Source organism: Hymenobacter tibetensis (assembly GCF_022827545.1).
GTDB lineage: Bacteria > Bacteroidota > Bacteroidia > Cytophagales > Hymenobacteraceae > Hymenobacter > Hymenobacter tibetensis.
On the sequence record NZ_CP094669.1, the window covers coordinates 710,001 to 724,858 of the forward strand.

Genomic DNA, 14,858 nt, shown 5'->3' on the forward strand with positions numbered 1-14,858 from the left:
GTGCAAGTGGTAGGGGAGCATTCTCGTCAGCGGTGAAGGTGCCTTGTAAGGGGTGCTGGAGCGGCGAGAAAAGCAAATGTAGGCATGAGTAACGATAAGGCGGGTGAGAAACCCGCCCCCCGATAGACTAAGGTTTCCTGCTCAACGCTAATCGGAGCAGGGTTAGTCGGGACCTAAGGCTACGCCGAGAGGCTACGTCGATGGACAGCTGGTTGATATTCCAGCACCTAGGATTTGGAGTGATGCAGTGACACAGTAGTGAAAGTACCGCGAGCGGACGGAAGTGCTCGTTAAAGGGTGTAGGTATAGAGACGGTAGTTAAGTACGCCGACTTTGCTGAAACCCGATAGTACCCTACGGCCTCGGCCACGGGGATAGTGTACCTAATCAGACTGTCAAGAAAACCTGCTAAGCGTTTACTGAATTCTAGCCCGTACCGCAAACCGACACAGGTAGTCAAGGAGAGTATCCTGAGGGGCTCGAGTGAATCACAGCTAAGGAACTCGGCAAAATGGTCCTGTAACTTCGGGAGAAGGGACGCTTCCTCCTAGCAATAGGAGAAGCCGCAGTGAAAAGGCCCAGGCGACTGTTTAACAAAAACACATGACTTTGCGAACGCGCAAGCGGAAGTATAAGGTCTGACACCTGCCCGGTGCCGGAAGGTTAAGAGGGGAACTTAGTCGCAAGGCGAAGGTTTGAATCGAAGCCCCGGTAAACGGCGGCCGTAACTATAACGGTCCTAAGGTAGCGAAATTCCTTGTCGGGTAAGTTCCGACCTGCACGAATGGTGTAACGATCTGGGCGCTGTCTCAGCTGTGAGCTCGGTGAAATTGTAGTCTCGGTGAAGATGCCGAGTACCCGCCACGGGACGGAAAGACCCCGTGCACCTTTACTATAGGTTGACATTGACGCTGGACAACACATGTGTAGCATAGGTGGGAGACGTTGAGCCCGGGCCGCTAGGTCTGGGGGAGTCGCCGTTGAAATACCACCCTTGTGTTGTTTGGTGCCTAATCTAGAAATGGAAACAGTGTCTGCTGGGTAGTTTGACTGGGGTGGTCGCCTCCAAAAGAGTATCGGAGGCTTTCAAAGGTCCGCTCAGTCCGCTTGGTAACCGGACGTAGAGCGCAATAGCAGAAGCGGGCTTGACTGTGAGGCCTACAAGCCGAGCAGGGTCGAAAGACGGATATAGTGATCCGGTGGTTCCGCATGGAAGGGCCATCGCTCAAAGGATAAAAGGTACGCCGGGGATAACAGGCTGATCTCCCCCAAGAGCTCATATCGACGGGGAGGTTTGGCACCTCGATGTCGGCTCGTCACGTCCTGGGGCTGGAGAAGGTCCCAAGGGTTCGGCTGTTCGCCGATTAAAGTGGCACGCGAGCTGGGTTCAGAACGTCGTGAGACAGTTCGGTCCCTATCTGTGGTGGGCGTAGGAAATTTGACAGGACCTGACTTTAGTACGAGAGGACCGAGTTGGACTAGCCGCTCGTGCACCGGTTGTGGCGCCAGCTGCAGCGCCGGGTAGCGACGCTAGGATGAGATAAGCGCTGAAAGCATCTAAGTGCGAAACTCACCTGAAGATGAGATTTCCGATATAGGAAGAGTCGTGGGAGATGACCACGTTGATAGGCGGGAAGTGTAGAGGCCGAAATGCCACAGCTGACCCGTACTAATGACTCGAACGCTTCGTATATACACCCTTACCTCTTTTCTTTTTCTCGCTCGTCCTTGTGTCAATGATTTTGCGTTGGCTGTTCTTCCCGCAGTGGGGGGCCGCAGCCGACGGCACCAGTAATGGTGGCTTTAGCCCGGGTGTTCACCTCTTCCCATTCCGAACAGAGTCGTTAAGCCCCGGAGCGCCTATGGTACTGCCTTCATCGGTGGGAGAGTCGGTCGCCGCCAACCTTACTGTTATGAGTCCAGCGCCCCTCCGGCTTCGTGCCGTCGAGGGGCGTTGGCCGTTTATCCCTATCCCTTCTGAGCTTTATGTAAGAAATAGCTTCACTGCCATCTGTGCCATCTGTTTTTAGCGAAGTCATTTCTATATGATAAAATACTGACACAAATACGTTTTGGGAATATCATAGATAGGCTGAGCACAGTGAAGCACACAAAGCAAAAAGGGGCACCATATGGTGCCCCTTTTTGCTTTGTGTGCTTCACTGTTCGCTATGGACCAGCAACTACTTCGATCATGTCTTCTGGAGATAAATATTGCTGAGCAAGAGCTAGTAATTGCTTAGAGTCGACACTGTTGACTTCTTCTATAAAATGCGTGTAGTAATTCGATGGCAGATCGAAGAAAATAATTGCCTTGTACTTGTCACACTGCTCAAACACGGTGCTTAACTCGTTGGCAAACTTGCCAGTCATGTAGTTTTTGACAGTTTGCAACTCCTCAATTGAAATAGGAGTGGTTTGTAGCAAGCGAAGCTCATGATGGATTTCATGGATAGCTGCTTTGGCACTTTCAGCGTTTACATCGGTGCCAATAGCGAAGGAGCAGGCGTATTCCCTAGGGCCTACGCTTGCATAGATACCGTAGGTGAAGCCTTTGTCTTCTCGGATATTGCGCATCAAGCGTGATCCAAAATAGCCACCTAGCACCTTAACCAAGACTTGTAGCTTATGGATATCAGGATGGGTAAGCGCAGGCCAAAGGCGACCGATACGCAAAGATGCTTGTAGGCTATCGGCAACCTTCTTATAATCTTGTGGAGATGCGCTTTGGGGGGTGTATTTTGCTACGGAAATAGGAGCCGTTGGTTTGTTGACACGCCCCAAAGAATCAGCTACTGTGTTTTCATCGGTTTGGCTAACGTCTCCACATAAGAAAATCTCGGCTTGTGAGAACTGGTAGGCAGCTTCATAGTATGCCTGTACAGTTTCTTGGGTAGTGGAAGCGAAGACAGATTCGTCGAATACGTTTCCGTACGGATGAGAGGAACCATATAAGTTACGCGAGAAAAGCTCGGCAGCTAGATAGCTGTTCTTTTGACGCTCAATTTTGATGTTCTGGATAGTGCGCGTTTTGAGTGACTCTAGTTCTGTGATTGGGAACGTTGCTTCGGTTAAGACGTCCTGAATGAGGGGTAAGAGGTTTGACAAGTGGCGTGTGAGACAATACAGCGTGAGAGTAGCTCGGTCGAAGCCTTGCTCGCACTCGATAGAAGCGCCGTAGAAGGCCACTTCATCGGCAATCTGACGGGCTGTGCGGCTACGCGTGCCTTCAAGTAACATACGCGCTGTAAGCAACGATAGGCCTGATGAGGGCTCATACCATTTACCGGCGCGGAAGACAACTTGAAGACGTACGACTGGCTGTGCGCTGTTGCGCATCACATGTAAACGGGCCCCATTAGGGAGCATAAACACGTCAGCCGCCGGCAGTGTGACACTGGCCAGCGGCTGAACGGGAGGAGCGACTTTGCGGTCGAGCATTAGAGAAGATTAATTGACAGGTGTGTCGGTTCCATCGCCGAACGCCTGATCTAGTTTGTTGAAGTTGAAGTGAAGAGAAACCCGAATGGTTTGAGCCAGGGGATTGTTTTTGGAATTAGGCACTAAATAAGCACCGTCTACTCCGAAAACTTGATACCGAACGCCTAAACCAAAACTTAGATAGTTACGGTCGCCTTTCACAGGGTTTTCATAAAAGTAGCCTACGCGAGCCATTAACAGGTCATTGTAGACGTATTCAGCTCCAGCTGATATATTGATTTCGCGGAGTTCTTCCTGAAAGCCTCCTGGAGCATCACTAAAAGAGCCAAGAGCACCATTAACAGGTGTCTTGCCTCGGCGGCTTTGATTCTCGTCATCAATACGTTTCCGGCGCGCCTCTCGCTCAACCGGATCCGTAGGAATAGGCCCTTCTTCATAGTACGGGCTAGGTACTAAAAGTTTTGCTACGTCAGCTGTTATAGTAATTTTATTGAAGGCATCTAGCTCACGCGTGAAGGCAGTTCCAAGCTTAAGTGTAGTGGGCAAGAAATCAGCTTGCTCAGGGTTTGTGTACGTTATCTTGTTGCCGATATTGGTGATAGCAGCACCAAAAGCCATGTTGTAATCGGCAGCACCAATAGCTATGTCCTTGTTGTAATACGCACCCAGGTCTACAGCAGCGGCGTTACCGGGCTTGGAATCGAGCCCACTCACTGTGAGGTTAGAACGGATATATCGTGCGGCTACCCCTACACCGAAATTTTCGGATAGTCTCTGGCCATAAGCTACGCTGAAAGCATATTCTTTCGGGTTGACCGTAGGCCCTTCCACGTTGTTCTGATCCCGATATTGAATCTGACCTAAGTCGAAATACATGAGCGAAGCCGAAATAGCCGAACGCTCTCCAATCTTAGCGTAACCAGACAAGTGAGCCAGGCCCATATCGTCTGTGATGGTGCCCAACCATGGGGTGTATGAGGTGGAGACACTGTATTTGTTTGGTGCAAAGCCTAGTTTGCCTGCGTTGTAGTAGGCGGAATTAGCATCAGGCGAAATGGCTACCCCTGCTTCACCGAGCGCGGCCGAGCGAGAGTCGGGGCTGATGGTCAGAATGGGAACCGCAGTGGTGATAGTGTTGGGAGAAGACTGGGCAAATCCGAGCAATGGCAGGCCTAAAAGTCCGGAGAGAAGCGCAGAACGCACGGGCACCTTCGAAAAAGTCATAAAGACAAAGAAAGATTGGAGAAAGTAGGCGAAGAAGCGTGATGAATTAATTTAGGATAACCAGCTTTTCAAACTTGGATGTAGTGGACTGGTCGCTCTTAACACGGACACTGACCCGATAGACATACACACCACGTGCTAGTTGGTCGTTGTATTCGTCGCGGCCGTTCCAAGAGAGAGTATTGTCGTTCAGACTTTGCGGAACGTGGGAGCCACTACTCGGAATATTAGCTTGCAAGGTGCGAACCAAGCGTCCGGCAACCGTAAATATCTGTACTTGCACGTCCAATTCTTCGCCTTGGCGGTTGTGGTCGAAATGAAACGTTGTGTGCTTGGCGAAGGGGTTCGGATAGTTTAACACATGGCTTAATGCCAGCTTGTCGGTTTGTGCTGCAATGAACTCAACGTCTTTGATAGAAGAGTTATTGAAGGTATCCCAGGCTTTTAGGTGGAGCACATGAGGGCCAGTGCTTAGGTCTTTGAACTGATAGCGGATGTTACCAGACTGGAAACTATCGACGTTGGCGGTATAGAAATCGTTGAGGATAGTGAGACGAGCAGGGTCATTGTCGAGAGTCGCCGTGATTTCGTGACCTATGCCAGAACCGGCGGTATTGATACCACTCTCATCAAAAAGACGGGCGAGTAGCGTGGGACTAGTAGCTGTGAGGCCGCCGAAAACAAAGGCGGTATTGTCCATATGAAGCGTGATTTTGGGTGGGATGGTGTCCCGGTTAGCTAGAAGGGCAACGCCACCAACCGGCACATTGCGGTAGCCATGAGCATCCACCACCTGCACGGTGTCTTTCGCATAAAGACTGACCTTTCCGAAACCAAGACTATAGTTGATGTCGCGAGGAACTACGAACTGCAAAGAAAAGCGTCCTGCTCTTACCGTGGCTTGGCCTGAATAAATGATGTTTTCCTGAATCGTGATTGTTTTCTTCACTCCATCAGGACCAGAGCCAAGGGTCGTTACGGTATTCGGTTTCTCGTATACCGTAACTTGGGCTGTACCAGAGAAGCTGGTGTTGACAGGTGCTGTGGATAGGGTGCCGGTCCGTACGGAGCCAGCTAACTGCACTGTGGAAAGCGCCTTGAGCGTATCCGTGACTGGCGTGTTAGGGCCCAATGGTTGACCATTAACGGCATCCAGCGTCATGGTTAGATCGGGGTGCGCTAATTGAGCGGTAGGGTCCCCGAGCAATACATAATTCCGGTTGAGGGGGTCAGTTGCTCCTTGGTTTTTGGAAAAACGCGTGGCCTCCCCAATACGAGCAACCCGACCGCTACGCACTGACAGTATAGAATCGTAGAAGGGCGTGAGCAACGTATTTTGGGCAAACACCAATCGGGTGGTGGTATATAAGCCAATAGCTCCGCCATCTACGTCTGTGAGTGCCATCTCACCAGCCGAATCCTTGGTATAGTCATCATAATAACTGAAATCACAGGTACCTGTGACTAGGAAGGTAAGGCGGTTCTTGTTAAGCAGACGAAGGATGGAAGCTCTACTCAGAATTTTTTCATCAGCCAATGCATCGGGCCCGCCGTGGCCATTGTAGTTGATAATTAAAGAGCCCTTTTCAAATGACTCGTCAACGGCTCGCTCAGCATCCGGTGATTTCTGCCCAGATGCACCATTAATTTGCTGGTACATGTCCAGATACACCTTATGGGTGTTGAACACGGGCTGTTTGGAAGCTATGCTTTGGATCAGTGGCTCCGCTTGGTTCATGTGCAAGCCACCATCTTCGTCATCGGTGACGAACGTAAGGCGGTTGCGCCAGTTGCTCATTGCAACTCTCGAATCATAGGCAATAAGCTTGTTTACCACTCTGGTGGCTTGTGCCATTGTTGCTTGGCCGCTTGGTGTGCGAACCGGTAGGCGGCCCACCGCGACATCCATCGTTTCAGCTATACCCGAATAATTTTCGGCCCATTCGCCTTCGTTTTCGTCTAGCAGAGCATAGTAGTCATCGGAGCAGAAGGTCTGCGGACCGAAGCCGTTGGTGTCGCGGCCGTAAATGGGTGCGAATGACTCCCGTGATTCGTACGTAGGTACAAAATTCTGAGCAGTGGTACCGGGCGCTTTGTAATTGTATGAGGCATCACCAAACAGCAGTAAATACTGTTGCCGGTCTGGCGTGCCACGCTGGTCAAACACCATCTTCATCATGTCTCGAATGGCACTAACATCCTGACCACCCGACCCGAATTCATTGTACACCTGAGTGGTAGTTACCACTTCCACCTTCAGCTTATCGTGTGTGCGGCGGTGGTTTGCTAGCCGCTCCGCTTCCGTCACAAACAGTGGATGCGTAACGATAACCAAATCCACTGGAAGCGTGAGGCGAGCATGCAGGTTCTGATTGGCTACTTTACCGAAGTTGACCGGTTTGTCGAAGGTGCCAGTGGGCAGGAATGCTACAAACTCACGTAGAGAGTCGGTGGGGGCAACGAAAGAGCCCGCGTTAGATGGGTATGATTTGGCTCGCCGGGGGTTGGTAACATCCCAGATAAGAGCGCCCGTGCTGTTGGCAATAGTGAACTGGCTGATACGGCCCGCCTGTACATTCGCAAACGACCGAAACTCCAGTACTGAGCCGGTTAGCTGAAGCGGCTTGATGGCGTTTACTTCCAGATAATCCAGGTAGCCGGTATCTGGTGCGTCGGAACCCGAGTAGGTCAGGCCGACACGCAGGGCTGTTGAAGCTGTAGGAGCCGCAACAGAGAAGGTTTGGATGCTGGTATTTGCATACTCTACATACCCACGGCCTGGGTTAACGCGCGGCAGCACCTGACTACCGAGTTGGTTGTCGTTGAGGGAAAGCTGAAAAGAGTGAGTGCCTTTGGAAGTGCCGGCTAGCGAAGCTGTGATTTGTACCGTGGTACCAGGAGCCAAGTCAGTGATTTTGCTGAAAGAAAAAGACTGAGAAGTGCCGTTGCGTAAGCCTTCGCCTAACCACTGCCGTCCTGATTTTGCTAGGTTTATTAACTCTTTCTCGTAGAACTCGCGCTCAGCATACTGAAAAATAGCAGGTGCATTGGGGGCTCCTACTGCGGGTGCCGCCTGCACCCGCAGTCCTTTGCGGGGAGGTGTGGCTACCGTGACAAAGTAATAAGCCGTATCGGAGTAGATGTTTTGAATGTGGCGGAAGCGCTGCGTTCCGGGTGTCCGCTCCCATGTGTGGGGGCCGCGAGCATAAAATAGAAAGTACTCGTTGCTCTCAAAGGTGGGGTTTTGGTCGCCAGAAAAATAGATGGCATTCTCCACCAAGTCGTCGGGACGCGGAGTGCTGATGGGCTGGGGGAGCAACCCAGTGGCATTGCCGTATACTTGAATACGGCTAGGGTCAATGGTTGCTATGTCTGTGAGGCCAAGCTGGCGCAACCCTTCGTAATCGAGCTTGAAAATACCGCTACGCGGCACCCCAATCTTGTACCAATTACCGGTAGCCAATACAGAGGTGCTAGCATGAAAAATCTGCTGGGTGCGGCGGGCAGTTGGTGCACCAAGTACGTAGCTATAGTCTGCCGATAGTAACTTCTCGTACTGTCCGGTTTGCGTGCTGCGGCGTACTGCGGGCACCGTTATGATACTGATTGGCTGGCCGCGCTCCATAGCTTCGCTTACAGCAAGTGTGGTAGCTACAGGTTGGGAGGGAGCTTTTAATAAGGCCGCATCGGCAGCAGAAAACGGCTCATAAACGGCATTTAGCAACTGACCCTCGGCAACAGAGCCTTGCACGTGCAGGATGTAGTGACCAAACAGTGAGCCGGGTTGGAACTGGGCTTCCGCAAAAGTAGGCACCCTCCGCAGCTTGTAATCTGAACCTGGTATTTCTTGCTGCCCTAACCAACGTAACCGAATAGGTGTGGTGCGCCTGCCATCCTGCGCTTGTGCCGCAAACGACACTAGCAAGCTGCAACTTATCACTAGAAAAGTAAAGAAGCGCATAAGGGTGTGTTCAATAAGCAATTAAGATGAGTAGGCTAACAATGGGCAATGAACAAGCTCGACATAGCCGGGGTTCATAAGTGCCAATTGATTTAACTCATCAGGTATTCAATATATTGTAGGAAGACCCGCAAAAATCAGCTCACAGAAGGCCGCACCATCGACATCAACACATAAAGCAACACTACCAGCGGAATAGCGGTGGCTTGCAGTACTAGCAGGAGCGCTACAGTTAGCAGCAGAAATACAAACTGCACCCCGTTGTCCTGCCAGCGAAGATTTTTGAATTTAAGAGCAAACAGCGGAATTTCCGCAACCAACAGTCCAGAGAGTAGCGCGGTTAAGCCCAGCAGCACCCACGGATTGAGAATGAAGTTGGTGACATGAAACGAGTCGTGGGCTAAGATGAGGGGGAATGAGGCAACTACTAATGTACAAGCCGGCGTAGGCAACCCAATAAACGAAGTTGTTTGGCGGGTATCATTGTTGAACTTGGCGAGCCGCAGTGCCGAAAATATCGTGACCACAAAGCCTGCGTAAGGCAACCAGGCCGGAGTGCCCGCGCCCGCCTGCATAAGCAAATCAAACAGAAAGGCGCCCGGTACCACCCCAAACGAAACCATATCGGCCAACGAATCTAGGTCTTTGCCAATGGGAGAGGAGGCGTGCAGTGCCCGCGCTAACAGGCCATCAGCAAAATCGAAGGCTGCCGCCAAGCCTACGAGGTAAGCTGCTATTTCGAGGTTTCCGGCAAAAATCTGCGTTAGTGCCAGACAACCAGCAAACAGATTGAGACAGGTAACCGCGTTAGGGATATGGTTCTTCATGGAGCTATAGAAATTAAGAACGAGGAAGTAGAAATCGAGAAATGAGCAACCCCGATGCTACACGAATAGGTAGCAGGCGCATTTGCTTCTTCTATTCACTGCTCTTAATTAAGGAACGGGTTCGTGCGGCGCTCGTCGCCGATGGTGGTGGCTGGGCCATGACCGGGATACACGGTCACGTCGTCGGGTAGGGTGAGCAGCTGGGTTTCAATGCTGCGAATAAGCGTAGCATAGTCGCCGCCTGGTAAGTCGGTGCGGCCAATACTGCCCCGAAATAGCACGTCGCCGCCAATAACAGTAGCAGTGGGCGCGTGGTAGAACACTACATGGCCAGGCGCATGACCAGGCGCAAAACGGACTTCCAGTTCGGTGTCGCCGAAATGTACAGGCACGCCGGGCGCTAGAAAGCCAGTAGGTTCAGCGGGAGAGTAAGTCGGGAATCCGTAGCTGCCTGCGTAAGTAGGCACGGACCGTAGCGTAGCCAAATCCTCTTCATGAAGTAGAAAAGGAACCTTGTAAGTATCGACGACAAACTGGTTGCCTAGTACATGGTCGATGTGGCAATGCGTGTTGAGCAACAAAACTACCTGCAACTGTTGGGCCTCTACAAAGCTGCGAAGCGCCTGTTGTTCGGCTCGGTCGTAGCAGCCAGGATCCACGATAACGCACTGGCCAGTGGCATCATGAAGCAGATAGGTGTTCTCGGAAAAGGCGTTGAATGTAAAACCGGAAACGGTCATGCAGAGAGGAAAAAACAAGGCAACGTGGAACCGGGTGGTAAGTTACGAGTCTTATCAGTAGAACGCAGATGCACTAGCTGGTTCGGTGAAGTTAGAGGCTAGAAGAAAGTCCTTCGTCGGCCTATGCGTAGTGGTATGAAGCGGCTGAGTTTGTCTTGTGCTTACTTTACTTTATGAAAGAATACGATTACCTGATTCTCGGGCATGGCATTGCGGGCGCCACCTTAGCGTGGGAGCTGCGCCGGCGGGGCCGGACGGTGCTGGTACTAGACGCAGACCGGCCTGATTCGGCCTCGAAGGTGGCGGCGGGCCTGATGAATCCGGTGGCGGGCAAACGGTTTGCGTTAGCTTGGCGGGCCGACGAGTTGCTTACCGCCGCCAGTACTTTGTACCAGGAAATAGGCCAGCATTTCGGGCAACAGTTCTTCGTTGAGTTACCAATCTGGAAGTTGTTTTCGTCGGTGGCGGAGCAGAACACTATGCTGGCCCGCAGTGCGGATATGCCCTGGCAGGATTTTGTAGAAGATGCGGGATCCGCCTTGCCCGCAACGGCTGGCGTCCGCGACGATTTTGGGGGGCTGCGCATCCGGCGGGGCGGCTACGTGCGGCTGCGCGAATTGCTGGCTGCTCTCACCTCCGAACAACTTGCTAATGGCGGGCTGCAGCATGAAACTTTCACTTGGGAACAACTCGTTATCGGCCCGGCTGGGGTTACCTATGCCGGCCGTGTGCGGGCGCGTCATCTGGTTTGTTGCGAAGGCGCAGGGGCCGTTGCAAACCCGTACTTTCATTGGTTGCCCATCACCCCAAACCAAGGAGAGGTCTTAGACGTTGTATGCTCGGGTCTTACAGAAAATCAGGTGCTTAACAAAGGCGCTTACGTGGTACCTCTCGGCAACGGAAGGTTTCGGGTAGGGGCTACGTACCGCTGGCCCCCGTTTGCCCCGGATACCACACCAGCGGCTCGCCAGGAGCTAAGCGAGCGGCTGGCGGCTACCACCAATCTGCCCTTTGCAGTGCAGGCACAGTGGGCAGGTGTTCGGCCCGCCGTGCGCGACCGGAAACCGCTGCTGGGGCGGCATCCGGAAGTGCCGGATTTGAGTATATTTAATGGCTTCGGCTCGAAGGGTGTAATGCTGGCTCCGCGGCTGGCCATTCTGCTAGCTGACCATCTCGAGAATTCAGCCACAGAATTGTGGCCCGAAGTCAATATTAAGCGTTACCAAGCGTTGTATACTACGGCTCCTGGAGCCGTGCATTTCTCTTCTTGACATACAGCGGCCCACGCCCTGCTTTGGCGCCGCCTTTTTGCCTACTGCATTCGTTGACTATGAAGCATCTATTCTTTTCACGGTGGTTCCGAGGGCTGGGCCACCACACAGTGGCAGGTGCCACCCTCATGCTCCTACTGCTGTTGGTAGGTGGCTCGGTGCGAGGCCAGTCGGCGCAGGAGGAGTTTGGTCGGGTTCGGATTCAGTACAAGAACTTCGACTGGCAGGTACTGAACACCCAGAACTTCAACGTGTACTACTACGGGGGCGGCGACGTGAGTGCCCGCCGCGCCGCCGAATACGCCGAGAAGGAGCTACAGCGCATCACCGCGTTGGTGGGTTACTACCCGTACTCGAAAACCACCATCATGCTCTATAATTCCGTGGGCGACCTACGGCAGAGCAACATCGGGCTCGATTCCGATAAGTACCAAACTGGTGGGGAAACCAACCTGCTGCGCATGAGCAAGGTGCAAATTGCCTTCAGTGGGCAGCAAACCCAGTTCAAGCGTGATCTGAGCTTCCAGATTACCCGGGTGCTGCTCAACGATATGATGTACGGTGGCTCGCTGAAGGAAGTCATCCAGAGCACGTACTTGCTGCAACTACCTGATTGGTTTGTGAGTGGTGCTTCGGCGTACGCCGCCGAGGGCTGGAGCGTGGACATGGACGACTACATGCGCGACATGACCAAGGAGTACGAGGGTAATCGTGCCGCACCGTTCTTCCTGCGCAACCCGCAGTTGGCTGGCCAAAGCCTCTGGAACTACATTGCGGAGCGCTACGGCTACACCACCATCCAGAATATTCTAAACCTGACGCGCATTACCCGCGACGTGGAAGTTGGCATCAGCTCTTCGCTGAATGTGCCCTACAAGGTGTTTCAGAAAGACTGGCTTGCTTATTACCGTCAGTTGAACGCCCAGCCGCAAACTCCTTTTGTGGAAGCTGATCAGGAGCGTGCCGTTACCAATAGCAACCGCAAAAACATTGTGTACTCGCAGTCGGTGCTGAGCCCGAATGGGCAGCAGCTAGCGTATGTGAGCAACGACCGGGGCCGCTACCGGGTGCTAGTAGTGAACCGCGATGGTTCGGGCCGTCGCACTATTCACCGGGCTGGCTACAAAACTCCAGGCCAGCAAGTGGAAACCCGGCTGCCGGTGCTAGCGTGGCGCGGCAACAGCCAAGTAGCCGTAGCTGAAATGACCAAAGGTGCTATGAGTCTGCGACTACGCCCAGCGGACGGCGGCGCGGCTGGCTTGCTGTCAAGAATAGGAGAGGCCTTGCCTTTCATTGGAGAGAAAGGGTCTGCCATCTTCGCGCCGTTTCAGCAGGTAATGGACCTGAGCTATTCGCCTGATGGCAAGGCCCTGGTATTTAGCGGCGTACAAAACGGGCAAAACGACCTGTATGTGCTACGGGCTGGTAGCCGCCGCCCCGAAAAGTTAACCACCGACGTATTCGATGATGTGCAACCTGTATTCCTGCCCAATGGCAGCGGCATCGTGTTCAGCTCCAATCGGTGGCTGGACTCGGCGGGTACCGCGAAAGGCAACTTTGGCGGTGTCGTCAACAACTACGACTTGTTCCTATACCACTTAGATGGTCGGGCGCAGCCGATAGAGTCGTTGGTTAGCACCATTTCCAACGAAGGTCGGCCACGTGCCATTTCCAACGAGGAAATTGTGTATCTAGGTGAAGAAAGCGGCGTTCGGAGCGTGTACCGTTACTCGCTAACCACGCGCCAGCGGACGCCCATAAGCAGCTTCCGCTCCAACCTCAAGGATTTCGACTACAATGCTACCACTGGCACGTTGGGCTTTGTAGCTTCCAACCGGGCCCGGGACTTCGTGTATTTGTACCCGACCTATCCGATGCCGGAGAATCTGACGCTGTCCAAAACGGCTCGTCAAGAAACGCTGGAAGATCGGTCGAAGCCTACTGCATCGGTGGCGCCTAAGCCAGCCCCGGCTCCAACCACCGAGCCGGTGGTTGTGCCAGCGCCAACCGACGACACCACGTCACCCGCCCCGCAGCAGCAGCCCGCCAATACGGCCAACAAGCCCGTTAACACCAATAATTACGAGTTTGACGAAGACCTACCCGCCGACCGGACCACTACCCGCCGGACTGCGCGCGTGCCGTCGCCTACAGTAGCTGCTCCTCAGCCCACCGTGGCACTCGCCACCGAGGTAGCGGCACCTCTCGTCCCGTACCGCTATGACACTCGCTTCAGCGTGGATAATGTAGTGTCGTCGTTGGCCGTTGATCCACTGCTTGGTTTTGGTATCATTGGGCAGGCAGCTATGTCGGATCTGTTTGAAAACCACCGAATCCGAGCTGGTATCTTCGTTCTGACGGATTTGCGCACCAGCAAGATATTCGCAGAATACACCAACCTCGAGCACCGCTACGACTGGAGTATCCGCTACGACAAACAGGCTATCTTCTTCGATAACATTCCGATCAATAGCGTATTAGGTAGAGTGCGCTATGGGCGTCATGAGATTTCGCCTACCATCACGTACCCGCTCACCAATAGCCTGAGTGTACGGGCTGGCCCGCGTTTCGTCAACGTGTCAAGCAACGCATACATAGATCTGTCGGAGAGGAATGATATCAACCGGAATTACCTTGGCTTCAACGGGGAGTTGGTGTTAGATAACTCGGTAACCACCGGCGTAAACATGTTGGAAGGCACCCGCATGAAGGTGGGTATGCTGCAACTCAATGCGTTGAATTCCGGCAAAGACTTCGGCAAGATCTACATTGACTTGCGTCACTACCAGAAAGTACACCGGCAGATTGTGTGGGCAAACCGCGCTAGCTACGGACAGTTTCTGGGCAACTCGCCCCAAACCTTCCGGCTTGGTGGCATGGACAACTGGCTGAACAACGACTTTGAGGGCGACAGACTGTTGACGCCTACCCCCGACCCAGCCGAGATATTCTACCAGCAGTTTGCTACCAACTTGCGGGGTTTCAATTACAGCAAGCGTACTGGCCCACGCTATCTGCTCTTCAATTCCGAGCTACGGGTGCCGATCATCCAGTACCTCTCGCGCAACCCTATTTACTCGGGCTTCTTCCGTAACCTTCAGTTGACCGCCTTCGGCGACGCTGGCACGGCCTACTCAGGCAACAACCCGTTCAACGAAAACAACTCCTACAACACTCAAATTTCGCAGTTGGCCGGTAACTCGTTCTCGGCTACGGTTATCAACTTCCGTAACCCATTCCTAATTGGATACGGATTCGGTGTCCGGTCTACCATCCTAGGTTTCTACGGTAAGTTCGACATTGCTTGGGGCCAGGAAGACTACGTGCAAAAAGATCCTAAGCTCTATTTCACCTTGGGCTACGACTTCTAAGTCCAGATCAGCCACCCAGTACA

At 53.0% G+C, this 14,858-nt stretch carries 7 protein-coding genes and 2 rRNA genes (1 of these 9 only partly in view); 4 read left to right on the plus strand and 5 right to left on the minus strand.

Annotation, left to right across the window (positions count from 1 at the left end; genetic code table 11):
* Both MTX78_RS02885 and rrf read left to right on the plus strand, forming a co-directional pair.
* Positions 1-1,693, plus strand: a 23S ribosomal RNA gene (locus tag MTX78_RS02885) (it extends 1,216 nt beyond the left edge of the window).
* Between the two features lie 100 nt (positions 1,694-1,793).
* Positions 1,794-1,905 (plus strand): 5S ribosomal RNA (rrf, locus tag MTX78_RS02890).
* 264 nt (positions 1,906-2,169) lie between these two features.
* On the opposite strand, the gene MTX78_RS02895 is transcribed toward rrf, so the two are convergent.
* The 5 genes from MTX78_RS02895 to MTX78_RS02915 all read right to left on the minus strand — a co-directional run bounded on the left by MTX78_RS02895 (position 2,170) and on the right by MTX78_RS02915 (position 10,193).
* A complete protein-coding gene (locus MTX78_RS02895; protein ID WP_243799742.1) occupies positions 2,170-3,441 on the minus strand; it encodes a M16 family metallopeptidase in 1,272 nt (423 codons plus the stop codon).
* A 9-nt stretch (positions 3,442-3,450) separates the two neighbouring features.
* Positions 3,451-4,665 carry a type IX secretion system outer membrane channel protein PorV gene (gene porV / locus MTX78_RS02900; RefSeq protein WP_243799744.1) on the minus strand — a complete coding sequence of 405 codons (1,215 nt, stop codon included), beginning with the start codon at positions 4,663-4,665 and terminating at the stop codon, positions 3,451-3,453.
* 46 nt (positions 4,666-4,711) lie between these two features.
* Positions 4,712-8,626: a type IX secretion system sortase PorU gene (gene porU / locus MTX78_RS02905; protein ID WP_449555801.1), complete on the minus strand. Its 3,915-nt coding sequence runs from the start codon at positions 8,624-8,626 to the stop codon at positions 4,712-4,714.
* 137 nt (positions 8,627-8,763) lie between these two features.
* Positions 8,764-9,453, minus strand: a complete 690-nt coding sequence (locus tag MTX78_RS02910; protein WP_243799748.1) for a CDP-alcohol phosphatidyltransferase family protein — start codon at positions 9,451-9,453, stop codon at positions 8,764-8,766.
* A gap of 104 nt (positions 9,454-9,557) precedes the next feature.
* Positions 9,558-10,193, minus strand: a complete 636-nt coding sequence (locus MTX78_RS02915) for an MBL fold metallo-hydrolase (protein WP_243799750.1) — start codon at positions 10,191-10,193, stop codon at positions 9,558-9,560.
* A 173-nt stretch (positions 10,194-10,366) separates the two neighbouring features.
* Here MTX78_RS02915 and MTX78_RS02920 point away from each other — a divergent pair, with 173 nt between their 5' ends.
* Together MTX78_RS02920 and MTX78_RS02925 are read left to right on the plus strand one after the other, a co-directional pair.
* Positions 10,367-11,464 carry an NAD(P)/FAD-dependent oxidoreductase gene (locus MTX78_RS02920; protein WP_243799751.1) on the plus strand — a complete coding sequence of 366 codons (1,098 nt, stop codon included), beginning with the start codon at positions 10,367-10,369 and terminating at the stop codon, positions 11,462-11,464.
* A gap of 59 nt (positions 11,465-11,523) precedes the next feature.
* Entirely contained in the window at positions 11,524-14,835 is a 3,312-nt protein-coding gene (locus tag MTX78_RS02925; RefSeq protein ID WP_243799753.1) for a hypothetical protein, read from the plus strand.
* Positions 14,836-14,858 lie beyond the last annotated feature (23 nt).

Bases quoted from the DNA above. Each gene is read 5' to 3' on its own strand.
- MTX78_RS02895 (WP_243799742.1), bottom strand. From the start codon at position 3,441: ATGCTCGACCGCAAAGTCGCTCCTCCCGTTCAGCCGCTGGCCAGTGTC.
- MTX78_RS02910 (WP_243799748.1), bottom strand. From the start codon at position 9,453: ATGAAGAACCATATCCCTAACGCGGTTACCTGTCTCAATCTGTTTGCT.
- MTX78_RS02920 (WP_243799751.1), top strand. From the start codon at position 10,367: ATGAAAGAATACGATTACCTGATTCTCGGGCATGGCATTGCGGGCGCC.
- MTX78_RS02925 (WP_243799753.1), top strand. From the start codon at position 11,524: ATGAAGCATCTATTCTTTTCACGGTGGTTCCGAGGGCTGGGCCACCAC.
- porV (WP_243799744.1), bottom strand. From the start codon at position 4,665: ATGACTTTTTCGAAGGTGCCCGTGCGTTCTGCGCTTCTCTCCGGACTT.
- porU (WP_449555801.1), bottom strand. From the start codon at position 8,626: ATGCGCTTCTTTACTTTTCTAGTGATAAGTTGCAGCTTGCTAGTGTCG.
- MTX78_RS02915 (WP_243799750.1), bottom strand. From the start codon at position 10,193: ATGACCGTTTCCGGTTTTACATTCAACGCCTTTTCCGAGAACACCTAT.